This window comes from Sulfitobacter sp. EhC04 (assembly GCF_001650875.1).
Taxonomy (GTDB): Bacteria; Pseudomonadota; Alphaproteobacteria; order Rhodobacterales; family Rhodobacteraceae; genus Sulfitobacter.
In genome coordinates, this window is record NZ_LXYI01000045.1 from 191,209 (window position 1) to 215,155 (window position 23,947).

25 protein-coding genes and 1 tRNA gene are annotated in these 23,947 nt (G+C 61.2%); 15 read left to right on the top strand and 11 right to left on the bottom strand.

Translation table 11 applies throughout. From position 1 onward, the window contains the following. Window positions 1–49: 49 nt before the first annotated feature. Both A8B82_RS18355 and A8B82_RS18360 read right to left on the bottom strand, forming a co-directional pair. Complete coding sequence (locus A8B82_RS18355; RefSeq protein ID WP_067295695.1) at window positions 50–862, bottom strand: DUF2059 domain-containing protein; 813 nt, start codon at window positions 860–862, stop codon at window positions 50–52. Continuing rightward, window positions 862–1,707: a DUF2059 domain-containing protein gene (locus A8B82_RS18360; RefSeq protein ID WP_067295698.1), complete on the bottom strand. Its 846-nt coding sequence runs from the start codon at window positions 1,705–1,707 to the stop codon at window positions 862–864. Before A8B82_RS18360 ends, A8B82_RS18355 begins: the two co-directional genes overlap by 1 nt. A gap of 144 nt (window positions 1,708–1,851) precedes the next feature. Here A8B82_RS18360 and A8B82_RS18365 point away from each other — a divergent pair. Continuing rightward, a tRNA-Ser gene (locus A8B82_RS18365) sits at window positions 1,852–1,941 on the top strand. A gap of 802 nt (window positions 1,942–2,743) precedes the next feature. Here the strand turns inward: A8B82_RS18365 and A8B82_RS18375 are convergent. Both A8B82_RS18375 and A8B82_RS18380 read right to left on the bottom strand, forming a co-directional pair. After that, on the bottom strand, window positions 2,744–3,316 hold the full coding sequence (locus tag A8B82_RS18375; RefSeq protein WP_067295865.1) for a cache domain-containing protein: 573 nt from the start codon (window positions 3,314–3,316) through the stop codon (window positions 2,744–2,746). 136 nt (window positions 3,317–3,452) lie between these two features. Then, window positions 3,453–4,175 carry an RlmE family RNA methyltransferase gene (locus A8B82_RS18380; RefSeq protein WP_067295702.1) on the bottom strand — a complete coding sequence of 241 codons (723 nt, stop codon included), beginning with the start codon at window positions 4,173–4,175 and terminating at the stop codon, window positions 3,453–3,455. Here A8B82_RS18380 and A8B82_RS24015 point away from each other — a divergent pair. Further along, entirely contained in the window at window positions 4,163–4,477 is a 315-nt protein-coding gene (locus A8B82_RS24015; protein WP_161489471.1) for a hypothetical protein, read from the top strand. The genes A8B82_RS18380 and A8B82_RS24015 overlap by 13 nt on opposite strands. After that, window positions 4,464–4,811: a DUF1428 domain-containing protein gene (locus A8B82_RS18385; RefSeq protein WP_067295704.1), complete on the top strand. Its 348-nt coding sequence runs from the start codon at window positions 4,464–4,466 to the stop codon at window positions 4,809–4,811. Before A8B82_RS24015 ends, A8B82_RS18385 begins: the two co-directional genes overlap by 14 nt. A 99-nt stretch (window positions 4,812–4,910) precedes the next feature. Here A8B82_RS18385 and A8B82_RS18390 read toward each other — a convergent pair whose 3' ends face one another. Both A8B82_RS18390 and A8B82_RS18395 read right to left on the bottom strand, forming a co-directional pair. After that, window positions 4,911–6,032 carry a Ppx/GppA phosphatase family protein gene (locus A8B82_RS18390; RefSeq protein ID WP_067295705.1) on the bottom strand — a complete coding sequence of 374 codons (1,122 nt, stop codon included), beginning with the start codon at window positions 6,030–6,032 and terminating at the stop codon, window positions 4,911–4,913. Between the two features lie 93 nt (window positions 6,033–6,125). Then, on the bottom strand, window positions 6,126–6,890 hold the full coding sequence (locus A8B82_RS18395) for a Stf0 family sulfotransferase (RefSeq protein WP_067295708.1): 765 nt from the start codon (window positions 6,888–6,890) through the stop codon (window positions 6,126–6,128). 629 nt (window positions 6,891–7,519) lie between these two features. Here A8B82_RS18395 and A8B82_RS18400 point away from each other — a divergent pair. The 11 genes from A8B82_RS18400 (at window position 7,520) to A8B82_RS18450 (ending at window position 16,655) form a co-directional block, all read left to right on the top strand. Next, on the top strand, window positions 7,520–8,689 hold the full coding sequence (locus A8B82_RS18400) for a tetratricopeptide repeat protein (protein WP_067295709.1): 1,170 nt from the start codon (window positions 7,520–7,522) through the stop codon (window positions 8,687–8,689). Window positions 8,690–9,077: 388 nt separating this feature from the next. Beyond that, the gene (locus A8B82_RS18405; protein ID WP_067295711.1) at window positions 9,078–9,374 is read left to right on the top strand and encodes a virulence factor; all 297 of its coding nucleotides are present in this window, start codon (window positions 9,078–9,080) and stop codon (window positions 9,372–9,374) included. A gap of 28 nt (window positions 9,375–9,402) precedes the next feature. Beyond that, window positions 9,403–10,332 carry a 5,10-methylenetetrahydrofolate reductase gene (locus tag A8B82_RS18410; RefSeq protein ID WP_067295868.1) on the top strand — a complete coding sequence of 310 codons (930 nt, stop codon included), beginning with the start codon at window positions 9,403–9,405 and terminating at the stop codon, window positions 10,330–10,332. An 11-nt stretch (window positions 10,333–10,343) separates the two neighbouring features. After that, a complete protein-coding gene (locus A8B82_RS18415; protein ID WP_067295714.1) occupies window positions 10,344–11,423 on the top strand; it encodes a methyltetrahydrofolate cobalamin methyltransferase in 1,080 nt (359 codons plus the stop codon). 197 nt (window positions 11,424–11,620) lie between these two features. Next, window positions 11,621–11,896 (top strand): STAS domain-containing protein, encoded by a 276-nt coding sequence (locus A8B82_RS18420; protein WP_067295717.1) that lies wholly within the window; start codon window positions 11,621–11,623, stop codon window positions 11,894–11,896. Beyond that, window positions 11,893–12,258, top strand: coding sequence for a response regulator (locus A8B82_RS18425; protein ID WP_067295719.1), 366 nt, complete (start codon window positions 11,893–11,895; stop codon window positions 12,256–12,258). Before A8B82_RS18420 ends, A8B82_RS18425 begins: the two co-directional genes overlap by 4 nt. Window positions 12,259–12,270: 12 nt before the next feature. Next, window positions 12,271–14,535, top strand: coding sequence for a chemotaxis protein CheA (locus A8B82_RS18430; protein WP_067295721.1), 2,265 nt, complete (start codon window positions 12,271–12,273; stop codon window positions 14,533–14,535). After that, window positions 14,532–14,987, top strand: coding sequence for a chemotaxis protein CheW (locus A8B82_RS18435; RefSeq protein ID WP_067295723.1), 456 nt, complete (start codon window positions 14,532–14,534; stop codon window positions 14,985–14,987). The genes A8B82_RS18430 and A8B82_RS18435 overlap by 4 nt, the downstream gene beginning before the upstream one ends. Then, window positions 14,984–15,832 carry a CheR family methyltransferase gene (locus A8B82_RS18440; RefSeq protein ID WP_067295726.1) on the top strand — a complete coding sequence of 283 codons (849 nt, stop codon included), beginning with the start codon at window positions 14,984–14,986 and terminating at the stop codon, window positions 15,830–15,832. Before A8B82_RS18435 ends, A8B82_RS18440 begins: the two co-directional genes overlap by 4 nt. A gap of 59 nt (window positions 15,833–15,891) precedes the next feature. Continuing rightward, the gene (locus A8B82_RS18445) at window positions 15,892–16,278 is read left to right on the top strand and encodes a response regulator (RefSeq protein ID WP_067295727.1); all 387 of its coding nucleotides are present in this window, start codon (window positions 15,892–15,894) and stop codon (window positions 16,276–16,278) included. A 14-nt stretch (window positions 16,279–16,292) separates the two neighbouring features. Continuing rightward, window positions 16,293–16,655, top strand: coding sequence for a hypothetical protein (locus A8B82_RS18450; protein ID WP_067295730.1), 363 nt, complete (start codon window positions 16,293–16,295; stop codon window positions 16,653–16,655). Between the two features lie 70 nt (window positions 16,656–16,725). On the opposite strand, the gene A8B82_RS18455 is transcribed toward A8B82_RS18450, so the two are convergent. From A8B82_RS18455 to A8B82_RS18475, 5 genes are all read right to left on the bottom strand, one after another. Continuing rightward, a complete protein-coding gene (locus A8B82_RS18455) occupies window positions 16,726–17,238 on the bottom strand; it encodes a chemotaxis protein CheD (RefSeq protein WP_067295733.1) in 513 nt (170 codons plus the stop codon). Further along, window positions 17,235–18,272, bottom strand: coding sequence for a chemotaxis-specific protein-glutamate methyltransferase CheB (gene cheB / locus A8B82_RS18460; protein ID WP_235604728.1), 1,038 nt, complete (start codon window positions 18,270–18,272; stop codon window positions 17,235–17,237). The genes A8B82_RS18455 and cheB overlap by 4 nt, the downstream gene beginning before the upstream one ends. 362 nt (window positions 18,273–18,634) lie before the next feature. Next, window positions 18,635–20,836 (bottom strand): PAS domain-containing hybrid sensor histidine kinase/response regulator, encoded by a 2,202-nt coding sequence (locus tag A8B82_RS18465; RefSeq protein WP_201120847.1) that lies wholly within the window; start codon window positions 20,834–20,836, stop codon window positions 18,635–18,637. Further along, the gene (locus A8B82_RS18470) at window positions 20,826–21,998 is read right to left on the bottom strand and encodes an FIST N-terminal domain-containing protein (RefSeq protein WP_235604729.1); all 1,173 of its coding nucleotides are present in this window, start codon (window positions 21,996–21,998) and stop codon (window positions 20,826–20,828) included. Before A8B82_RS18470 ends, A8B82_RS18465 begins: the two co-directional genes overlap by 11 nt. A 22-nt stretch (window positions 21,999–22,020) precedes the next feature. Further along, a complete protein-coding gene (locus A8B82_RS18475) occupies window positions 22,021–22,710 on the bottom strand; it encodes a response regulator (RefSeq protein ID WP_067295737.1) in 690 nt (229 codons plus the stop codon). 631 nt (window positions 22,711–23,341) lie between these two features. Between A8B82_RS18475 and A8B82_RS18480 the strand changes: the two genes are divergently transcribed. After that, window positions 23,342–23,851: a CoxG family protein gene (locus A8B82_RS18480; RefSeq protein ID WP_067295740.1), complete on the top strand. Its 510-nt coding sequence runs from the start codon at window positions 23,342–23,344 to the stop codon at window positions 23,849–23,851. The last annotated feature ends 96 nt before the right edge of the window (window positions 23,852–23,947 follow it).

Consider the following 23,947-nt stretch of genomic DNA (forward strand, 5'->3'; position numbering starts at 1 on the left):
CTTATCGGTGGATCGGGGCTGCAAGTCAAGCGGGTTTTTCCCGCCAGCATCAAAGGTCCTGTGCCGTCATGTTCAGCGCCACCGCGCGTCCCAGCGCATAGGAAATATCCTCATAGGCCGCACCGAACCCGTCGAACAGACCGCGGTTTACCGCCTGCCCCGCAGGGGTGGTGCCAAAGTCGATATAGGCCTGCAATTGTTCATCGGTCAGCGGCGAATAGGCCATCAGCAGATAGCCAAAAAGCCAGCCTTCGGTGTCTTCGCGGATCACTTCGGCCTCGCCGGTGACATCGGCCAGCATTTCATCCTCGGTCATGTCCAGCCCGTTACCGTCGGCAAGGCCGCGCATGAACTGGAAGTTGGAGTTCAACGCGGTGGCCACGTTCCGCTCCACCATGTCGCCATCGGCGACAAAGCGGCGCAGCATCTCCAGCCGGGGGTCAGCTGTTTCTGACAGTTCGGCAAAGCGCAGGCGCGCCGCCGCCTCGACATCCGGGGCCTGAATCGCCACCCGCGCGGAATTTTCCAGTGCAACAATCTGGCCGCCAAGGTCCGAGGCAAAGAAATCGATCGCCTGTTCCAGGGCCTCGCCTTCCAGCTCCTGCCCCAGCGCCTCGCGCACCGCCTCCACGATGCGGGCGGGGTCATAGATTGCCTCGACCTGCAGCTGCCACCCCGCGCCACCCTGCCCGTTCAGCATGTCGGTGTTCAGGTCCTCGGCGCTGTCCAGCCCTTCATCCCGCAGGATCAGCGCAACCTCGTCCAGATGCAGCACATCGACCAGCACCGACAGGCGCGCATCCGCATGGGCAGGCAGCGCCAGCGCCAGAAGCAGCGGCCAAAGCAGAAACGCGCGGCGCATCATAGATCCGTGCTCGGCTGCATGTCGGGCAGTCGCGCGGCCACGGCCTCAAAGCGGTTGGCCATGATTTCATATTGCACGGCGTTCATCAGCGCATAGACCTTTTGCATTCTGGCGTCCTCCAGTGCCTCGGCATAGGCTTCGACCTCGCCGTCGGAAAAGGCCTGATAGGTATAGGCGGCATTGGTCAGCGCGTTGGCGGCGATGGACTGGCGCATCTCGTCCTCCTGGCTCCGCATGGCCTCGCGCAGGTCGGCCTCGTCCATCCGCAATTCGATCACCCCGGCACCGGCGGCGGCCATCAGGAAACGCACCTGCACCTCCTGGATCGCCCTGAGCGATGCGCCATCGGCATCTGTCGCCTGTGTCAGCCGTTCCAGCAGCGCAATGCGGGGGCTGTCGATTTGCCGCAATCCTTCCATGATCGCGGCACCGCTTTCGGTTTTCAGCCCGTCCTCTTCCTCCATATGGCTGTCATTTTCCACCGCGACCAGTCGCTGGCCCAGGTCGGAGGCATAGAAATCGGCGGCATGAGTCAACAGGTCGTCGCTGAGCGTCTCGCCCAGGATGTCCATCGCCATCAGTTGCATGGTGTCGGTTGCAAAGACCTCGTTCACCAGCCGCGACCATTCGGAGCCGAAGGCATCCGCCTCGATCCCCAGCATGGCGGGTGCATTGTCCGCCGAGAGGCGAATGCTCTCCAGCGCCACGTCAAAGCCGGTGATCTCAAGATATTCGCGCAGCTTGGCCTGGTCGGCGGCCTGTGCGGGCGCGGCAATGGCCGCGAGGACAAGCGCGAATGTGGTGGTCAGGGCAATCAGCGGGAGGCGCAGCGCGGCGGGCATGGGGACGGTCCTTTCGTTCGGTTACCCTGAACTTAGGCTGTCTGGCCGCCGCCGCAATGAAAATTCCCGTGTGGGCGGGCAACCGGCAGATGCCCTCTTGCCTGCGGGCCCAAAGCCCACTAAACGGGCGCTCCAGACCCCCGCGGAGAGGTGCCGGAGTGGTCGAACGGGGCGGTCTCGAAAACCGTTGAGGGTGCAAGCCTTCCCAGGGTTCGAATCCCTGTCTCTCCGCCATTTGGTCAGATTGATACGACAGGCTGTCAGGTATCAGGCAAAACCGACTTTTGTGTCTGATCGCTGACCCGACGCACCGGCGCAATGTGCAATGCAGGCGTTTATGGCTGCCGCAGCGGAGGTCCGGGAAGAGGCCTGAGTGACGCGAAGCGGAAGCCGGGCCATCGCCTGCCTGGGTTGGGCGATGCTGACCTTGGTTCATGCCGCTTTTTTTCTCAACCTTGATGAATCCCATCGGCGATACAGACAGCCTCACCAAATCGCCTACCCGTCATGTCAAAGGCATGCCGACGATCAAGGGCGCACCTTTGGTGCGACGCACGGGCGGGCGATGGCCCGGCGCCTTCGGCTTGTTCCGGGCCTGGGTGCTCATGTTTGATGGCAGCAATGTCCGCTCTACCGACTTTGACCCACACCGCGCCGCAGGTCCGGTTAGGGTCGCAACCGCTTGCCATTCGGGTCAGGAATTCTCGGTTTGAGGACCAGACCCGCACAATGAAAGCGCGAAACTGCCGCGCCTGCGCCAAACTAAAGGCCCTATCGCATTGCAATGATCGCGCCAGAAACAAAGGCGCAGGCATGACAAGGGTTCATGATCAGATATCGTCCGGACGGGCCAGGCTTTTTGACCTTCACCGGCAATTGTTGCGGGCGGGCGATGCTGTGCAGGCCAAGAACCGCCCCCGCATTCTGGAACTGGACGACGCAAGCGCCGACCGGTTCAGGGCTGCGGCGATAGCCTCCCTGAAAATCCAGACACCGGCAGAGGAAACAAGCACCCTAACCGATATGCGCGGCATTCTCAGTAAAAGGCGCTGGCGTCCAGACCGATTGTGACCGCGCCGATCACCTCGCCGCTCGTGGGGTCGGTGATGGAAAACGACACCTGCCCCTGATAGGTCTGTGTGCTTTCGTCCAACTCGATGTCATCAACAAAGACCGCACCGGCACCTGCGCCGAACGTCTTTTGAAACTTGGCTTCATCGCCTTGCCAATAGTCCGATGTCACGCCGCTTGTCGCGACGTTCAGGCCGCGGTTGTCCATCACGAAAGCTTCGGTGATGCGCCCCCCGGCAAGGGCGACGTGCTCGCGCAGGAAATCTGACAGCGGGTTGTTCAGCACCGGGGCGATGTCCGGCGCGTCGGCGACCCCGACCTGCCCGCGCCAGACGGTATCCATCGCGTTGATGTCTGCGGCGGTCAGCCCGGCATGGCGGGCGTTCTGCTCTTGCACGGCGGCGACGATCCGGGGTGCATTGACCCAGTTTTTCAGGTCGCCGGTGATGTAATCGGCCATTGCCGGAGGCACTTCGGCGGCTTGGCAAAGGGTTCCCGTCAGGATCGACAGCGAAAGACAGGCAGAACGTAGAAACATGATGGTATCCTTGATCATTCGCCCGATGCGGATCGACCGGGCCAGCCCTGCGGACGCTAGCCTGCACTGCTTAATCTTGGGTAAATGCCATCGGGCAAGGACGCGTCATCCGGCCGCCGAACGGGGGGCAAACCGATCAGACCTGCCCCTTGAACCCCGTCGCCACGACAAATTTTTCCGAACTGTCGGACCGGCTGGCCGGGGGTTTGATGTTGGCCACCTTGGCAAAGCGCTGCTTGAGCAGTTTCTGCAGGTCGCCTTCGGCACCGCCTGCCAAGACCTTGGCGACGAAAGTGCCGCCCTCCTCCAGCACGTCAAAGGCGAAATAGGCCGCGGCCTCGCACAGGGCGATGATCCGCAAATGGTCGGTCTGCTTGTGCCCCGAACTGCTGGCCGCCATGTCCGACATCACCACGTCGGCCTTGCCACCCAGCCATTCCTTGACCTGCAAATCCGCGTCATCCGCCATGAAATCAAGCACATGCAATTCGCAGCCAGCAATCGGTTCCATCTCTTGCAGGTCAATGCCCAGGATTGTTCCGACCTGTTTGTCGGACCGTTCCCCCAGCACGTTGCTGCGCTTGACCGCCACCTGGCACCAGCCGCCCGGTGCCGCACCCAGATCGACGATACGTGCGCCGGGCACCAGGAAACGATACTTGTCGTCTAGTTCCATGATCTTGTAGGCCGCGCGCCCACGATAGCCTTCGGCCTGCGCCCGCTTCACATAGGGGTCATTCAACTGCCGTTGCAGCCAGCGGGTTGAGCTGAGCTTGCGCCCGCGTGCGGATTTGACCTTGACCTTCAGTTCGCGCTGTCCGCGACCCGAGGAATTCTTGCCCGTGGGTGTCTTTGCCATTCTACCAATCCGAGTTTCGCGCCACCCATAAAGGCTTTGCGCGGTTTTCACCAGAGGCCAGCAACGCCTTGATGCCAGAGGACCGCAAGGACCCTACAACCAGTTCACGCCCGATCACCAGTGCCCTGCGGCCGCCGATGATCTACGGCGCATGGGCGCGTGCAGCCATCGTCCCAAGGTTTCTTGCGCGTCATTCCGCCCGCCTGGTCATTCGCAGCCAGCTTGAAGTTGTTTTTTCGAGTTATATCAGTCTTTATTTGGAAATAACCGTTCGGAACGGAGCATCCAATGGCCTATTATGATATTTTCCTCGCCCCTATCGCCGCCGAGAAACGCACGGACTACGACGCGTTCCTCAAGGCGTCACACGCCATGATCCTTGGCTACGGCGCCAGTGAGGTCGTGGACCTTTGGGGCGATGATGTGAACGACGGCAAGCTGACCTCCCTGCCGATGGCGGTAAAGCTGGAAGAAGGAGAGGTCGTGACCGCCGGTTGGATCACCTGGCCCTCGAAAGAAGTCCGCGATGCGGGCTGGGCCAAGATGATGTCGGATGAGCCTGAAATGGAATTGCCCTTCGACGGGAAGCGCATGATTTTTGGCGGCTTTGCCGAAATGCTGATCTCGCGCAGCTGACCCAGATTGCGCAGACCCGACATGCCGCCCGCCGGGGCGGCGTGTCGGGTCGCCGTCACGCCGATTGGGAAGGTTGAAGCGGATCATGCTTCATTGTTTTCAGTAGGTGCCGTCCTCCAGCACGCCATCCGCGCTCATCTGGGCATAGAGCAGCCCTTCGCGCAGGCCCCTGTCCGCGACCGACATCCGGTCGGTGGGCCAGCAGCGCATCAATGCCTGCAAGATCGCGGCACCCGACATGATCAGGGCAGAACGGTCCTGCCCGATGCGCGGATCGGCGCGCCGTCCGCCCGGCCCCATGGCAAGGTAGGAGTGGATCACCCGGTCGATCTGATCGGAGGTCATGCGCAGCCCGTCCACCTTGGTCCGGTCATAGCGTTTCAATCCCAGATGGCTGGCCGCGACAGTGGTGACCGTGCCCGATGTGCCGACGATCTGGAAATTCTCCTGCGGCTGGGCGGATTGATAGGGGGTGAAATCGGTCAGGTTTTCCTCGAAGAACCAGCTCATCAGGGCGAAACGCGCCGCATCGTCCTCCACGTCGGAGAACTGGTCGCGCAGGGTGGCCACGCCCAGCGGCACGCTGATCCAGTCCACCACCCGCGCGGCGGGGATGTCGGATGCGGCCTGCTGGAACCCGGTGTGCAGGCGCATGATGGATTGCGCGCGGTCCCTGCGCGGCACCTTGGAAATGTCGATCCAGACCAGTTCGGTCGATCCGCCGCCGATGTCGACCACAAGCAGGTTCTCCGTCTTGCGGTTGACAAGCGGGGCGCAGGAAATCACGGCCAGCCGCGCCTCTTCCTCGGGCTTGATGATGTCCAGCCGCAACCCGGTCTCACGCTGGATACGCTTCATGAAATCGGCACCGTTCAGCGCCCGGCGGCAGGCCTCTGTCGCGACCAGACGCATGTGCCTGACCTTGTTGCGGCGCAGTTTTTGCTGACAGATACGCAGGGCCTGAATGGTGCGCGACATCGACCCGCGCGACAAACGCCCGGTTTTCTCCAGACCCGCGCCCAGTTGGACGGATTTGGAAAAGCTGTCGACCACATGAAAACCACTGCCCTTGGGCTGGGCGATCAACATGCGGCAGCTATTTGTACCCAGATCGAGCGCGGCATAAAGCTCGGTCGAACCGGGCGTAACTGGCGCGGGGCTCAGAGCCGGTCGTGTTCCTTTGTCGAGCGCGCCCGCACCTTTGGGACGCTGTGGCGCCATGGTGTTCGCGCCTTGTATAACGAGTTGATGACAGGCTAGTCCCTGCGCCGTCCCTACGCAAGGGCTTGCAGGGGTCCGGACGCTGCGACGCAGTCACGCGTGGCCAGTTTCGGCCTTGTATCGAGCCATCCATGCGGCGCTGGTGGCATCTGCAAGTTTGCGCGTGCCGGGGGCCACGTTGGCGGCAACACCGGGGTCAAGACCGATAAACTCCAGCACCTGTGCCAGCGTCTTTTGCGGGTCATCCGACAGGCTTTCATAACGTAACCGCAGCGGCTGAATGTCATTGGCCTCGAACCAGACATGCCATGCCGCGTCCAGCGCGCGCAACTCGGTGATGCGCCGCGTCAAGGCTGCGGCATCATAGCCCGATGGCCCGGCGGGCGGCAGTTCTTCCAGCGCGCTCCCGTCCGGCCGGCCATGCCAGAGCCCGCTCTGTTCGGCCCTGAGATAGGACACCGCCTCTGCCAGCTTGTCCGCGCGGCTGAGATGGATGAAACGGGCCGGACCGAATGCGGCGGCAAAGCGGGCCGCATCATCGGGCAGGCCGGGGTGCCTGCGGCCCAGCCAGGCGCAGGCCGCCCCCAGATCAACCCCCATCAGCCGCAGGCCAAAGAGGGGCGTGCCGCCCTGCCCTTCACGGCGCATGGCGGCGAAATATTTTTCTGTAAAATGCGGATCATCCGGGTCTGCCGCCTCGGCAATGCCCCAGTCGGTGCTCCAGTCAGACAGGTGTTGCGCGCCAAAGAACGAATCCGGCCGCCCCGCGACACCGGTTTGCGCCAGCATGTCGCAGAGCAGCGTTGTGCCGCTGCGTGGGTTGCTGCACAGGACATAGGCATGGGGTTTATCCTTCATCCCGGTATCTTAGGACGGCGGGATCGTGGTGACCATCCATGGCTTCGCCCCGCAGACGGGGCCAGCGGGGTCCGCGTCCGGACGCGTTCCAGCAAAGGGGCTAAAGCCTCAATGCGTCTGGTCCGCAGTGAAGGTGCAACGAGAGCCCACTTTACAGTATTTCGGCAAGGCAGCTAGGGCTTGTGGACGAGGCTAAAACGTTCAGAAGCTACTTTGGTTTTGAACGGGGTTTGTGGCAACGTCATACGAAGACGATTGCAAGTCTTCCAAATACCAGGGTTTTAGGAACGTCTCTAAGGTTCGGTGAGCGGGACTTAGCGGCCTTTCAAACCTCAGAACCGAATGAAGGCTCTCAGTTCGAGGTAGCGTTAGCATCTTCCACAGGAATTGTCTGCCTACCATTTGCTAAATGGAATGAGCACTCATTTGCTGACCCTTGCCGGAAGGTCGCACGCGTCCAAAGTGCAGCCACACTTGGGGTATGAGTAGGTGCTTTTGGTCCGTAAGCCCTCAATTAGCCAATTTTGAGCTTAGTTGCACCGCCACAAACTTACATACTTAAGCAAATACGTTTACACCAATAAGTATGTATGCTTCTTTTTGGTGATTGCCACGGTTGAGGACCTCGAATGCCTAAGCAGACCGTCACACCACATGCATTGAAGATGGCGAAAGGCCGTAAGCTCCGCCAAAAAAAGGCATTTGCGGACGCCGCAGCTGCCTACGGCGAAGCAGCGAGAATGTTACCCCGTTCACGCGCAGGACTTTTTGCTGCAATGAGTCTGCGGGATGCGGGATCCGTTGAACAGGCTGAAGCCGCCTACCAAGCCTACCTTGCGGTCAACGACACAGACGCTGAGGGTTGGACCAGCTTTGGCACATTCTTGAAAAACACCGGTCGGTTGGAAGACGCAATACAGCCGCTTAGAAAGGCGCTGAATTTCCGTGACGACACCGAAGTACGCAACACCTTGATCGGCGTTCTGTGGCGCGCAGGGCGGGTCCAAGAGGCAGAGCAAGAGGGCCATCACAATATCCGCCTCAAGGACACCAAGGCATTGGCCGATTTCAAGGCATCCGCACACCGCAATCATCGTCTGCACAGCGGTGGCGCGACGTTTGATCCGTCGCAACGCACGCGCAATATCATTGCCTTTTCGCTTTGGGGGGATCGGCCAGAATATATTACGGGTGCCATTGTGAACGCACAGATTGCACAGCACATCTATGTTTGCTGGACGCCGCGCTTTTATTGCGATGCCACTGTGCCCAAAGATGCAATCCATGCATTGCGGGCCTATGGCGCGCAGGTCGTGATGATGGACAAGGCCGAGCATCAGAAATTTCGGCCGATGTGGCGTTTCCTCGTATCTGATGATCCGAACGTAAACATCTTCATCTGCCGAGATGCAGACTCCCGTCTGAACGCCAAAGAACTGCTGGCCGTCAATGCGTGGATTGAATCGGGAAAACGGTTCCACGTCATGCGCGATCACATCTACCACCACGAACTTATTCTGGCTGGCATGTGGGGCGGAACTGCCGGTGTGCTTCCAAACATTTCTGCGCTGTTGGGCGGAGGGACGAAGTACTTTGACAACAAGTTTGGGGATCAGGCGTTTTTGGCAGACTTTGTATGGCCCTTGATCCGAAGTGATGCGTTGATCCATGATACATATTTTAGATACCCCAATGCAGAAAAATTCCCGCCAGGCTATGACCTTCCCGGCGCTATCCACGTGGGCGGCGGCGTCAAAAGTATGCCGCATTGGTCCCAGTATGTTCATCTGCCAATTTAACTGGCTAACCGATGTCTCGCATCTGGAACCTGAATGAAAACTGCTCGCTTAGTGGAGATTCATTCGGAAAAGTCGCCACACTTGGACGAAGCCGCGCTCAGGGTCCGGTCTCGCGATCAACGCCGGACCTCTGGCTCACACCGATCTGATCGGCTGAGACGCCCTGACCTGCCCAATTCACGGCGCGAACTCCACCTGCCCGCTGTCCTGCGCCATGCGGCAGACCTCACAACCTTGTTGAAAATTATGAGGCCCCGCCCCCTCGCCCTGCGCGGACCGGCAGGCTACAAGGTGCAAGTCGCGGATGGGGTCCCGATTGTCGAAAAACGGCGACGGGAAAGACGCGACTGCCGATAGAAGGCCTCAAAGCGCAACGGAGGAATCAACCATGCCGGACGTCACGATCGTATATTGGCGCGACATTCCCGCACAGGTGATCGTCGGCAAGGGCCGTCGTGGTTCCAAACGCCAGTTGCCGGAGCGCTTTGAGCAGGCCATCGACCGCGCCGCCATGAAAGTGGGGGCCGAAGACACCGATGCCTATCTCGCTGAGTGGCGCAAAGCCGTTCCTTACGAGGTTGAAGGAGACCCCGACGCCGTGGCCGATGCAGAGGCCGCCCGCCTGGACACCGAATACGACAAGGACCGGATCAAAGCGCTGATCGCCAACGACGGCTGGGCCTGAGGGCCGCCCCATGTTCAAGGATAACATCATGTCTTTGCTGAACTTCCGCCGCAAGGAAACACCCCAGGCACCCGCCAGCACCCCCGAAGTGGAGGCCTTCCTGGAGGATTATTCCATCGAGGTGATGCCGCGCACCGCCGAGAAGGTCGAGGATTTCCGCGATCTGCTGCCCGCGGGCACCCGCGTCTACATCGCCCATATCGAGGGCACGACGATCGAGGACATGGTGGCGACCGCCGCGCGCCTGAACGCCGATGGCTACAAGGTGATGCCGCATTTCCCTGCGCGCATCATCAAGGACCGCGCGACTCTGGCCAACTGGATCGCGATGTACCAGGGCGAAGCGGATGTGAAACAGGCGCTGCTGCTGGCCGGTGGTGTAACAACGCCGCACGGCGATTTCAGCGATTCCATGCAGTTGATGGAAACCGGTCTGTTCGACGCGGCGGGCTTTGAGCGGCTGCATGTCGCGGGCCACCCCGAGGGCAACCGCGACATCGACACCGACGGCACCCGCCTGCGCGTGGACGAGGCGCTGCGCTGGAAAAACGACTTCCAGACCCGCACGGATGCGAAAATGGCCATCGCCACGCAGTTTGCCTTTGAGGCGCAGCCGATCATCGAATGGGCCGACAGCCTGAGCCAGGCGGGCATCACCCTGCCGATCCACATCGGCATCGCGGGCCCGGCCAAGCTTCAGACGCTGATCAAGTTCGCCATCGCCTGCGGCGTCGGCCCATCGCTGAAAGTGCTGCAAAAGCGCGCGATGGACGTGACCAAGCTGCTGCTGCCCTATGAGCCGACCGATGTTGTAACCGAACTGGCCCGCCACAAGGCACAGAACCCCGATTTCAACATCAGCCACGTGCATTTCTTCCCGCTGGGTGGCATCAAGACCAACGCCAACTGGGCGATCCAGAACGGGGGCGCTGCCGCCGTTCCCGCAAACGCCGAATAAAGGACCATTTCATGACCCGTACAGTTGTCGAATCCAAGACCAAGACCGCCATCATCGGCTTTGAAGAGCCGTTTTGCGTCATTGGCGAACGGATCAACCCCACGGGCCGCAAGATCCTGTCCGAAGAACTGGAGCGCGGCGATTTCTCTCGCGTCGAAGCGGATGCCGTGGCCCAGACCAACGCAGGCGCCAACATCCTCGATGTGAACTCGGGCGCTGTCTTTTCCAACAAGATGGCCGAAGATCCGCGCTATGCCGACAACAACTTTGTCGAACCGACACTGATGCCGGAACTGATCGCGCGGGTGCAGGCGGTGTCCGATCTGCCGATCTGCATCGACAGCTCTGTGCCCGGCGCGCTGGAGAACGGGTTGAAAGCCGCCGAAGGTCGCCCGCTGCTCAACTCCGTCACCGGCGAGGAAGAGCGGCTTGAATTGGTGCTGCCATTGGTCAAGAAATACAATGTACCCGTGGTGGCGATTTCCAACGACGATACCGGCATTTCCGAAGACCCCGAAGTCCGCTTTGCCGTGGCCAAGAAGATCGTGGAACGCGCCGCCGATTTCGGCATCCCGGCCCATGACATCGTGGTTGACCCGCTGGTCATGCCGATCGGTGCGATGGCAACCGCCGGTCATCAGGTTTTCACCCTGGTGCGCCGCCTGCGCGAAGAGCTGGGCGTGAACACCACCTGCGGTGCCTCCAACATCTCTTTCGGGCTGCCGAACCGGCACGGCATCAACAATGCTTTCCTGCCGATGGCGATGGGTGCGGGCATGACCTCGGCCATCATGAACCCGGTCGCGCTGCCCGTGAACCAGACCAAGATCGCCGAGAAAAAGGCGGAACTTGAGGCTCTCGGTGTGGTCCTGCCGGAGGGCATGGATGACGAAGTCTTTGTTCAGCTTTTCGGCCTGGGCTCCACGCTGCCACGTCCGGGCAAGGAAATGGAAGCGATCCGGGCTGCGAATTTCCTGTTCAACCGCGACCCGCATGGCGGCGCATGGATCGAATTCAACAAACAGGCGCCGAAAGCGGGCCATGAAGGGCGCGGTCGCGCCGGGCGCGTCGGTGGACGCCGCCGCCGCTGACAGACCATCGAAAAACCAGGAAATCCATGGCCCCGTGGCATCGTCCACGGGGCTTTTTCATGCGCGTCTGCGGGAAATCCTGCGCCGGGCGATCAAGGTAACGCAGAATTAACGCGCCGCACGCTACACCGGGCTGACAAAGCTGAACTGGAGTCGCGTGATGAAGTCTGCTCACCCCTTGCAGGGCCGGTCCCCCGATGGCTGAGCCGTTGATCCCGGAAAGCCGGTTGACCGTGACGCAGGCCGCCGGGCTGCACAGCGCCCTGATGGCCCGCGCCGGACAGGACGTCACGGTCGATATGGCCGAGGTAACCCAATTGGGGGCGCTTTGCCTTCAGGTTCTGATCTCCGCTGCCAAATCCTTCCGCACGGCAGGTGCGGCCCTGCATCTAGCCAACGTGCCGGACAAGGTGCTGGCACAGATGACCGTCATGGGCATGTCCCCCGAAACCATCGCGGAGCCGCCAGAATGAGCCTGGAAATCCTTGCAGTCGACGACAGCCGCACAATGCGGGACATGATCCGCCTGGCCCTGCTGCCCGCCGGGTTCACCGTCCATACCGCCGATGACGGCATTCATGGTGTCGAAGTGCTGGATGGCATCGAACCCGATGCAATCATCACCGACATCAACATGCCCCGCATGGATGGTTTCGGCTTCATCGACGCCGTGCGCGGGCAGGACAGGCACCGCGCGACCCCGATCCTGGTGCTGACGACCGAAGCCGCGCCAGAGCTGAAACAGCGTGCCCGCGCCGCCGGGGCCACCGGCTGGATCGTGAAACCCTTTGACCCGGAGAAACTGGTCAAGGCCCTGCACATGATCGCAAGCTGAAAGGGGCATGACATGAGTGAACAGAATGATGCCATGGCCGAAATCCGCGCCTCCTTCTTCATCGAATGCGAGGAGTTGCTGGAAGCCTTGCAGGATGGGCTCCAGATCATGGACGATGGTGCCGACGACAGCGAAACCATCAATGTCGTCTTTCGTGCGGTCCACTCGATCAAGGGCGGTGCCGGTGCCTTTGGCCTGGAGTTTCTGGTGCGCTTTGCGCACCGTTATGAAACCGTCCTGGATGAAGTCCGCGCCGAAAGGCTGGCCGTCACGCCCGATGCGCTCAAGGTCTTTTATCAGGCGGCGGATCATCTGTCAGACCTGGTGCGGATCAGCCGCGACAACCTGCCCGCCCCGGAGGAGCAGACACAAGCCTTGCTTGTCGCATTGAACGCCTTCCTGGGTGAAGATGGCGAGGTCGAAGAGGCACCGGAAGAAGAGATTGATTTCAGTCCGATGGGCATCTCGCTTGACCTCGGTGGCGATGGATCGGACCTGCCCGACCTTGACGATCTGCCGCCCTTGCCGCCCCTGCCCGGTCTGGATGAACCGGGGACACGGCGCTACCTGATCCGGTTCACCCCGACTGCCGAACTTTTCGAGACCGGCAACGAGCCCGCATTACTGCTGCGCAACCTGCATGCGCTGGGCGAAATGCGCGTGACATGCGACACCTCGGAAGTGCCTGAACTCGGGCAACTGGTCCCGGAAGTGCCACATCTGACCTGGGACATCACGCTTGAGACCGAAGCGGAAGAGGCCGAGATCGCCTCCATCTTCGAGTTTGTCGAAGGGTTATGCCGCCTGGACATCACGCGCGAAGGGGACGCAGAGACGCAAATCATGATCGAAGGGGACATGGAGACAGGGGAGACGGCGGGGGCTGTCGTTGCTGCGGCGGAATCCGCCGCGCCGGAAACGACCGACATTGCTGTGGCAGAAGTGCCAGAGGCGACCGCCAGCCTGCCCGAGCCCGAACCGGTGCCGGAACCAGCAAAGGAACCTCCCGTGACACCCGCGTCGGCACCGCCCAAACCCGCCGTGCAGGCCCCACCAGCCGCCAAGACCATCGTGCGTGTCGATATCGACAGGATCGAACGGCTGGTGAACCTGGTTGGCGAATTGGTCATCAACCAGGCGATGCTCAGCCAAAGCCTGGAACAATCAGGACTTTCGCCGCATTCCGACGCGATGAACGGGCTTGAGGAATTCCAGCGCCTGACCCGCGACATTCAGGATTCGGTCATGATGATCCGGGCACAGCCGGTGAAGTCGCTGTTCCAGCGCATGTCGCGCATTGTCCGCGAATCCTCCGGTGCGGTGGACAAGGACGTGCGTCTGATTGTTCACGGCGAAGATACCGAAGTCGACAAGACCGTGATCGAACGGCTGGCCGATCCGCTGACCCATATGATCCGCAACGCCGTGGACCACGGGCTGGAAAGCAAATCCGCCCGCGCCGCTGCCGGAAAACCCGAACAGGGTCAGGTACACCTGTCTGCCGCACATCGGTCTGGCCGGGTGGTGATCGAGATTTCCGACGATGGTGCCGGAATCAATCGCCCCAAGGTGCAGCAGCTTGCCATAGACAAGGGGTTGATCCCCGCTGACGCGATGCTGAGCGACACGGAAATTGATAACCTGCTGTTCATGCCGGGCTTTTCCACGGCAGACAAGGTTTCTGACCTGTCGGGTCGCGGCGTGGGCATGGATGTAGTCCGCACCGCGATCCAGGCCCTTGGCGGGCGTATTACAACCACCTCCCAACCCGGCGAGGGCACGACATTCTCGATCTCGCTGCCGCTCACTCTTGCGGTGCTCGACGGCATGGTGGTCGAGGTCGCGGATGAAACCCTGGTGCTGCCGCTGAACGTGGTTGTCGAAACCCTCACCCTGGAGGCCGGGGATGTCCAGATGCTGCGCCCTGGCCGGAACGTCGTGCGGGTGCGCAGCGGCTTCGTGCCCTTGCTCGACCTCGGTGGCGCATTGGGCTACCGCGCGCCGCTTGAGGATATGACCGGCGCCGTTGTGCTGCTGATCGGACAGGAAGACGGCAGCACCGCAGCCCTGATGATCGACAATATCGTCGATCAGCGGCAGGTGGTCATCAAGGGCCTGGACGAAAGTTTCCACCGCGCCCCTGGCATCGCCGCGGCAACCATCCTCGGGGACGGGCAGATCGCGTTGATCCTCGACCCATCCGACATCATTTCCAACGCCATGTCCATGCAACTGACCATGGCGTCCCAGTCCCGCGCCGAAGGAGCCATAGCATGACCGAAAAGAATCCGACTAGCACTATCGAACTGCTGACCTTCCAATTGGCCGAACAGGAATATTCCCTTGATATCATGTCGGTGCGTGAAATCCGGGGCTGGACCCGCGCCACGCCCCTGCCCCAGGCACCGCATTACATGAAAGGGGTGATCAACCTGCGCGGCACGGTCCTGCCGGTGATGGACCTCGCAGAGCGGTTGGGCCTGCCGCCGCGTGCCCAAAGCGATCGCGCCGTGATCATCGTGGTTAAGCAAGACGAGTGTATGACCGGCCTGCTGGTCGATGCGGTATCTGACATCATCGCGCTGACCTCCGACGATCTGCAACCGCCGCCGGACGGTTCTGCCGGTGGCGGCGGGGTCGTCAGTGCGCTGACCTTGATCGACAACCGGATGATCCGGATCCTTGACCTTGCCGCGACAATCAACGTCAGCGAAGGTCTGGCCGCATGAGTGCGACCCGGCTGGCTTCGTCAACGCTGGATTCCGATAGCTTTCGTGCCATCGCGGATCTTGCGTACCGGGAGAGCGGCCTGACCCTGGCAGACAAGAAGGCGACAATGATCCAATCACGCCTGCGCCACCGGCTGCGAATCCTCGGTCTGCCGGATTTTGCCGCCTATTGTGCCTATATCCAGTCGGAAAACGGGCAAGAGGAACATCCGCATCTGATTTCCGCCCTGACCACGAATGTCTCGCATTTCTTTCGGGAAAGCCACCATTTCGACACATTGGGCAAGCTGGTTGCGAAGCGACTGCCAGACCTGCGCGCCGGGGGATGTCTGCGCATCTGGTCCGCTGGCTGCTCGAACGGACAGGAGCCGCTGTCGATCGCCATGACCTTGCTGGATCATGCGCCGGACATGCACAAGCTCGACCTGCGTATCCTTGCGACCGACATTGATGCCAGCGTGATCAATTTCGCCCGCGAAGGGGTGTACCCCGACCGGTTGATGAGCGGCGTGTCCGATGAGATGCGCGCGCGATTTTTCACCCGGCATACCGCAAGTGCGGGCGGCGAATCCGGATATGCCGCAAAGTCGGAGATCAAAGGGATGATACGGTACAACCCCTTGAACCTGCTCAAGGAGTGGCCGATGCGCAGTCAGTTCGATGTGATCTTTTGCAGAAACGTCGTCATCTACTTCGATGTTGAGACACAATGCAGACTCTGGCCTCGAATGCATCAGTTGCTGCGCCCGGATGGAGTGCTTTTCCTTGGTCATTCCGAACGCATCGCGCAGCCGGAAAAATTTGGATTTCGCGTGGGCGAGCCCACGACATATCGACCACTCTGAACCGACAACAGAACGCCCGCGCCCTGCGCGTCATCTGACAACAACGAGGATACCCCAATATGGCCTTGCGCGACCAAATCCACATCATGGTTGTCGACGACATGTCCACCAGCCGTGGCCTGATCACGCAGGCGCTGGATTCCTTCGGGGTGCGCAATGTGTTCACCGCCGAAAATGGCAAGCAGGCCCTGCAGGCATTGACAGCAAAGCCGGTGCACCTGGTCATTTCGGATTACAACATGCCCGAAATGGATGGGCTGAAGTTGCTGCATTACCTGCGCGCCACGCCCAAGACAAAGGGCATCGGCTTTGTCCTGATCACGGGCCGTGCCGAACAGCAGATCATTGACCACGGCAAAAAGCTGGGCATGAACAATTATCTGAAGAAGCCTTTTGAACCCAACGACCTGCGCAATTGCATCGAACAGGTCGTTGGACGCCTATAATGGGGGCTGGATCAATGCGGGAACCCGACCTTGGGGTCATCTTGCGGCGCGTCTCGTCGCATGTGGCTGGGCTGGCCGAAATGGTAAACTGGGCAGAGCATGCCATCGGCGACAGGCTTGATCTGTCGCGCGAGGATACGTATGTGATCGGCCAGTTGCAAAGCCTCGACTACCTGCGGCAATCGCTGGAGGATCTGACCGCGCTGACAGCCGCAATGGGGTGCCAGCCGGGTGTGAGCACCATCGAGGGGACGGGGCTCGCGGAGGCCTGCAAGGCGCTGCGGCTGGCGGATACCCGTGCGTTGTTTCAGGCGCGATGCAGTCAGGGAACCGCCCCTCTTCCGGCCCGGTCGTCCGGAGAGTTGGACCTCTTTTGATATCCCATTGCTGCCGCTGTCCCGGAAGCTGTCCCGAAATCGGGCGGTGGACGCAACATCATGCCGCAAGTCAGAACAGTTCGATCTCCCTCTGCGCGCTGGGCGCTGCGGGCAAGGCTTCGGTGACGGCGGCGCGAGGTTTGGTCTTTTGCCGGGCGATCCCGCGTGCAGGCAGATAGATCAGATGCCGCGCGGCATCGCCGCCGACGGACTGGGACAGGCAGGGAATATTCTCTCTTTCGAGGAAATCCAGAACAAAAGCCGCATTCGCCCCGCCGATGTCGGACAAGCCCGTCACCATTTTTGCCCCGCCAAAAAGCTTTGCCTGCATGCGCGATTTCTGGGCCCCCAGCTTGAGCATGTCGTTGATCACCAGTTCCATCGCATTCAACCCTTCAGGGTCGAAACGGGTGGACATCCGGGCATTTGCCGCGATCAGGATATGGTTCATCCCGCCGACACCCGCCAATGGGTCGTGCAGGCAGCAAGCCACACAAGATCCCAGCAGGGTCGAAATGACAACATTGGGATCACCGGAAACGGCGTATTCACCCTGGGTGATTACGGTGGTCTTCGCGGTCATTGCCTTGTCCTCACCAATCGTGCCCGGTGTTTTGCCGCCGCTTGATTGATGGCTTGGGGCATTTCTGCCAAAGGATACTGGCGTTCGACGGCACCGATATCCCAGGCAGCGCGGGGCATGCCGTAGACCGTGCTGCTGTCCTTGTCCTGACCAAAGGTCGTCGCACCGGCATCGCGCAGGGCCTTGAGGCCACGCGCGCCGTCCTGGCCAAGGCCGGTCAGGATCGTCGCGATGACGTCGCGGGCGTATGGGACTGCCGAATGGAACAATTGATCTATTGATGGGCAGTGCTTGGCCCCTTCTTCATCGGCGTGCAGCCGGGTTTCCCATTGCCCGCGACGGCGTACCAGCGCCGTATGCTGACCAAGGGCGGGAGCCAGCACGATCTGGCCGGGTGCCAGGACCATGCCAGGCCTTGCAAGCAGCACGTCCTGATCGAACCTGCGATCCAGAAGTTGCGAGAAACTGACCAGATAGATACCCGGCATGTGCTGCACGATCACAACCGGCGGGCCGGCAGGATCAAGCCCGCCAAGAAGCGTGTCAAGGGCTGCAACGCCGCCCGTCGACGCCCCGATCAACAGGATCGGTTCATGGCCCTGATGCCGGACAGCGGGGACTGAGGCGTTGGCGACGCGGGGGCGCGGCGCCAACTGAAGCCTGCTGCAGGCGGCGGAAAAGACCCGCCGCGAGATGTTGTCGCGCAGGCGCTGGTTGGTCCCGTTCTCGGGTTTTTTCAGGCAATCCACCGCCCCCAGCATCAGCGCCCGTACTGTTGTCTCGCAATTGTCGCGCGTCACGCCGGAAAACACGACGACCGGCAAGGGATTGAGCCGCATCAGTTTTTCCAGGAAGACCAACCCGTTCATCCCCGGCATTTCAATATCAAGGGTGATCACGTCCGGGCGCGTCGCCTTGATCACCGCGCGCGCCTCTTGCGCATCGCTGGCCTCGCCCACGACCACCAGCCGGCGATTACCCTCCAACACCACGCGCAACCACCGCCGTAACAAGGGTGAATCGTCAACAATCACGACAGTTTTGCGCTGTTGAAGGCGCGCAGGGTCCATCCCCGTGGAGGGCGGTGCAGCCGTCACCGCAAATTTTCCACAAAGACACAACTCATGACCAATTCCCGCTGGAAAGTTAACGAAACCCTGCGCGCGTCCCCGGCGGGGCCACCCCTCTTCTATGACCGCAGATCATGAACAGCCCTTTAACCCGACAGGAAAACCGCTGAAACGGCAGCATCTCCGAACCGAATGTGGGCGCGGCCGGTTATCAGGCCGCGGGCCCGTGGGCGAAGTGGCCGCTTTCATCGAAGGGCACAGAAATACGGCCACGCACAGGGTAACATTTATTAAACCAGCCAAGCGGCATATATGGCGGCAGGGCCCTAACCATTCAGAAACGCAAAAAGTTTATTTTTATCAATTGGTTTAAGAAGCAAGTTCACGTTAAAATCGCGGCAGGCGCGCTCCAGCTCCTTGCCCCGGTCGGCCGAAATCAACCGGGCCGGAACCTCGCCATGCAATGCCCGGATTTGGCACAGCAGATCCAGGCCCGACATGCCCTCGCCAAGCTGATGATCCAGCACCAGCGCGTCGGGTCTGAGGTCGATGTCCGCCAGCAGTTTCAACGCGTCCTCGCCGGTGCGGGTATGGATCACCTCTGCCCCCCAACCCTCCATCATCAGGACCAGCGCATTGGCAAGATTGTCGTCATTTTCCACCAGAAACACGATGTCGCCCTTGCGTTCCAGATCCGGAGTTTCAGGCCGCTCTCGGGCCAGCAACATCGGGTCCTGCCGCCCTTCGACAACCGGCACATCCACGCAGAACAGGCTGCCCCGGCCCAGTGTCGAGGTCAGCCGCAGCCCGTGGCCCAGCGATTTGCAGGCCCGCTCCACAATCGCCAGCCCCAACCCCAGGCTATGTTCCTTTTGATGTGCCGACAGGCGCTGGAACTCCTGAAAGATCGCTTCCTGTTCCTCCTCGGCAATGCCGGGCCCGGTGTCCCAGACCTGAAGCTGGGCCATCCCGCCGCGCCGACGCACCCCCACAAGCACCCGGCCGGTTTCAGTATAGCGCACCGCGTTGGAGACAAGGTTCTGCACGATCCGGCGCAAGTAGCCGGGGTCGCTGCGCACCGACAGCCCGCAATTGACCACACGCAGGTCGATCCCCTTGGCCTGCGCCACCGGGGTCAGCTCATCGCGCAAAGGGGCCATGATCGCGCCCAGTTGCACCGGCTGGATATCAAAGGTCGGACGTTCTGCATCCAGCCTTGAGATGTCCAGCAGCGCTTCGATGATCTGCTCGACCGAGGCCAGCGCGGTTTCCGCCTTTTCGACGATCCCGCGCTGGTCCGGTGCCTCGATCTGTTCGGACAGAGCCGAGACAAAGAGCTTGGCCGCCGACAGGGGTTGCAGCAGATCGTGGCTGGCTGCCGCGACAAAGCGGGACTTGGAGGCGTTGGCCCTTTCCGCTTCTGAAAGGGCGATCCCCAATGCCCGGGTCCGGCTTTGCACCCGGCGTTCGAGCATCTCGTTCATCTCGGACAGCGCCCGCGCGGCACCCCGTTCGGCGGTGACATCGGTAAAGCTGATCACGAATCCCCGGTCCGGCATCTCCTGCGCAAAGATGCTCAGCACCTTGTCGTTGTCGCCGGTCACCTCAAAGGCGATGGGGCTGCGGCCGCTTTCCTGCCCGGCCCAGTCGATCAGCATCTGGCTGTTGAAACTGTCCTGAAAGGTCAGTTGCCGGTTGAGACGTTCCAGCAGAACCACAAAGTTGCGGCCAAGGTCCGCGTCCTGTGGCGGCAGGTCCAGAAGGTAATCCATGCGCCGGTTCCAGCCGATCAGCTTGCGGTGCCGGTCAAAGATGCAAACGCCCTGGTCAAGGTGATCCAGCGTGGCGCGCAGGATCTGGGCCTGTTCGTCGCGCAGTTTCTCGCGTTCCTTGCGCTCAAGCCGGATGATATTGGTCACATCCGTTTGCAGGATCACGGTGCCGCCGCGCGCGGTCCGGTGTTCGCTGACCTGCAACCAGCGGTCATGGATCAGGCTGACGTTGAACACGACATGGTCGTCACGGTGCCGTCGGGTGCGTAGTTGCGCCCATTTCTGCGGCGTCACCCCCGCTGGCAGCGACAGGTATCTGCTGCCCGAAATCAGGCCGACATAGGCCTCAAACGACAGCGCTTCGGAAAGCTGCGGTTCAATATCGGGCAGATCGCGGCAGAACCGGCTGTTGAACAGCGCCAGCCGGTCATTGGGATCGAACAGCGCAAACCCTTCGCTGATGGTTTCAATGGCTTCGGTCAGGTTTTCCCGCGCGATGGCGGTTTCGCGGTTGGCCACCTCCAGCCGGGCATTTGAATCTTGCAGCAGGTCAAGCGTGCGTTCCAGGTCGATGGTCCGTTCACGCACCTGGACCTCCAGCAGTGCCGCGCGTTCGAACTGGGCATAGGCGACGCCGGATTGCTCGTTCTTCTGTTCCACCCGGCGCATCAATGCCTGGGTGATCTGCAACAGTTTCTCGTTCTGCCGCTCCAGCGAATCTGCGGGATTGATCACCGACACCGGATCACTCCGCATCCGCCTCGGGGGCATAGATCGCAACGCCGGTCATCGTATGATTGACATGCAGCGCGCCGATCTGCTCACCATAGGTGGAAAAGCCGATGACCCGGTGCTCGGACAGTACAGACGACACCGCGCGGGTGGTCTGCTTCTGTTCCGCCTCGATCCGGCGCAACAGGCAATCACATCCGACAATGTCGGTCAGTTGGCCCGCAGCTGCCAGTTCATCCAGCTTGCGCCGCAGGTGATCGGCGATGTCCAGAGGATCGGCCAGGGTCAGCACCATCCCCTCGTCGATGGCGGAAAAGAACAACAGCTCGCCGCCCTCCTTGACCTGCTGGATCGCCCGGACGTGATGGTCGCCGCCAATGCGCACCACCACCGGATGCGAGGCAAAGGTGAACTGGTCCAACTGTTCGGGGTCCTTGCCCACAAGGCGTGCGTATTCCATCGCGGCGGGTTCCGCGTTGATCGACTTGACGATGCGCCGGGCCGGATCGGCGCCGGTCACAACCATCTGCCTGTCGGTCGGGACCAGGTGGTCGATGCTGAAAACCTTCACCTGCAACGCGCTTTGGATCAGGGTCAGCACGGCGGCATTTTCGCAGGCACGGCCATTCAGCGCCACACGGGTATGCCCGAAATCCACGCCATCCCCCGCCGACCCGCCGAACAGCGCCATGTCGCGCAGCGCCGGTGCGATGGCCACGCTCAACATGTCCTCGCGCAGCGACAGCCCGTCCACCAGCAGAAAGGCAAAGCCATGGCGTTTGTCGCGATGTGCGTCCTGCAATGCGACGCGTTCCAGGGCGATACGGTCCTGCAAAGCCTGAGAGGACCGGTCATCCAGATCCTCGATCAGGATCGAGGTGGAGGCGAAATGCGCGCGCGGGAATCCGATGGCGATGATCGTGCCCTCGGCATAGCCGCCCGCCCCGATTTCACCGGCGGTCGTGCAGGCCATGACGTCGGCCCCCCCAAAGGCGGCATCTGCATCGCGCACAAGTTTTTCGAAATCGGCGGCGGGCGAGATGAACAGCGCCACCACTGCCAGCGGTGCGGCACCCATGGCGCGGCTCAACTCTGTGATCGGGTCGGGATGGCCCGCATCGACCTGCCCCCGGCACAAGGCATGCCGCGACCCCGCCAGCGGTTCAAAGTCTTGCAGAATTGCCAAATCGAGCCTCCCTCAAAGCAGACTAGCGGCGCTCTTCCTCACTTGGCAACTGGGATGTGAATTGGGCTTCGTGGGCGACCAGAACCGCCTGAGTCCGGTTCTGCACGCCAAGTTTGCGCATGATCGCGGTCACATGCGCCTTGACGGTGGTTTCCGCGATCGACAGCTCAAAGGCGATCTGCTTGTTCAGCTTGCCCGCGCATATCAGTTCAAGGATGCGGGCCTGTTGATTGGTCAGCGACGCCAACCGGCGCAGGTTCACGTTCTCTTCCGTTGTGCCCTCACCGGCGACAAAGCCGCTGGGGGTAAAGACCTGGCCCGCGCGGATGACGTCGATCGCCTGCTTGAAGGTGCCCCGGCTGCTGTGCTTTGGCACAAATCCCGAAGCCCCGGCCGCGATTGCCCCGTTGATCACGGCATTGTCGGTCACCGAGGTCACGATGATCACATGCGCATCCTTGACCTGCCGCCTGAGCCGCAGCAAACCGTCCAGCCCGCTGACATCCGGCAGGTTGAGGTCAAGCAGCACAAGGTCCGGTGGTCCAGCCCGCCCCAGTTCCTCAAGCGCAGAAGACAACGAGTGCGTCGTGCGTATATCGGTATAATCGGCGACGGACCTGAGCGTCAGGTCCAGCGCATCACAGAAAAGCGGATGATCATCCACGATCAGGGCCCATTTGCCTGAAGTCTCGGAGGTGACGGTTTCAGCCATCGGCAATTCATCTGCTGTCATGGTCAAAGGCTAGCAGCATTTCCCGGTCAGGTATCTAGCCAAAAGGTCTTAGGCTCTGGACCCATTAATTCTATATTCACAGTTTGCCAGATTTTTTCTCAGACCAGGAACATCTGCGCAGGAATAGTGGTTCTATTCCAAGCAGATGTGACGCCTCCTCTCGGGACATTGCTGCGCAATGCCCTGCCGGGCAATGGGCTGCGGGAAAATCCGTCAAACCCGTCACGCCGAAGGCGTGCCAGCATAACACGGCGCTCCTTCGGAGCGACGGGCGGCGATTTCACTTCATTTCAACGTCTTGGGTCGCTTGCCAATAGAACCTACCACTGCCCGGCAGTGCATTTGCATGGCAAATGTCACGAGAGGGGATTGGCGGCACGCCCCAAACCCTTGAAATTGCGCGAAATCGCCGCTGAGCATGTAAGATTAATGGGTCCAGAGCCTAGGACAGGGGCGCCCGTCACGTCGATCCGGCGGGCGCGGCCCTTGCCTCCAACCAAAGTCCAATACCGCACCGGGGCGTTCAGCCCTAACACTCCTGCCAAGGCCAGCGCGGTGCCCCGGCCCTCACCTGCTTGGGAAAAACACGGCGAAACAACGGAGATACCAGATGAACCTGAGCGATCAAAAGACCATTGATGCCGACCGTGACAGTGTTTTCGCGGCCCTTCTTGATTCCGATGTGCTGATGGCATGTGTTCCCGGCTGCCAGGAGATGACAGGCTCTGCCGAACAGGGCTTTGAGGCCACGGTTGTGCAAAAGGTGGGGCCGGTGAAGGCGACGTTCAAAGGGGTTGTCCACCTCAGCAAGGTGACCGCCCCCGAAAGCCTGACGATCAGCGGCGAAGGCAAGGGGGGTGCGGCCGGGTTTGCCAAGGGCGGCGCACAGGTGCGTCTTGAGGCTCAGGGTGACCAGACCATCCTGCATTACGAAGTGGATGCCAAGGTGGGCGGCAAGCTGGCGCAATTGGGCAGCCGGATCATCGACGGCTTTGCCAAGAAGATGGCCGATCAGTTCTTTTCCAACTTCCAGCAGGCTCTGGGTGGCCCGGAAACCGTCGAACCGGCATCGGAAGAGCCGGTCAGGAAAGGCTGGTTCGGGCGTCAGAAGAAGGCCTGAGACGCCATCGAAGACGGGTGGCCCTCTATCAGCAAGTGGACCTCTCTTGTAGTCGCCCCTCTGCACGGCAGACGGTCTCGCGGCATCACCTTATGG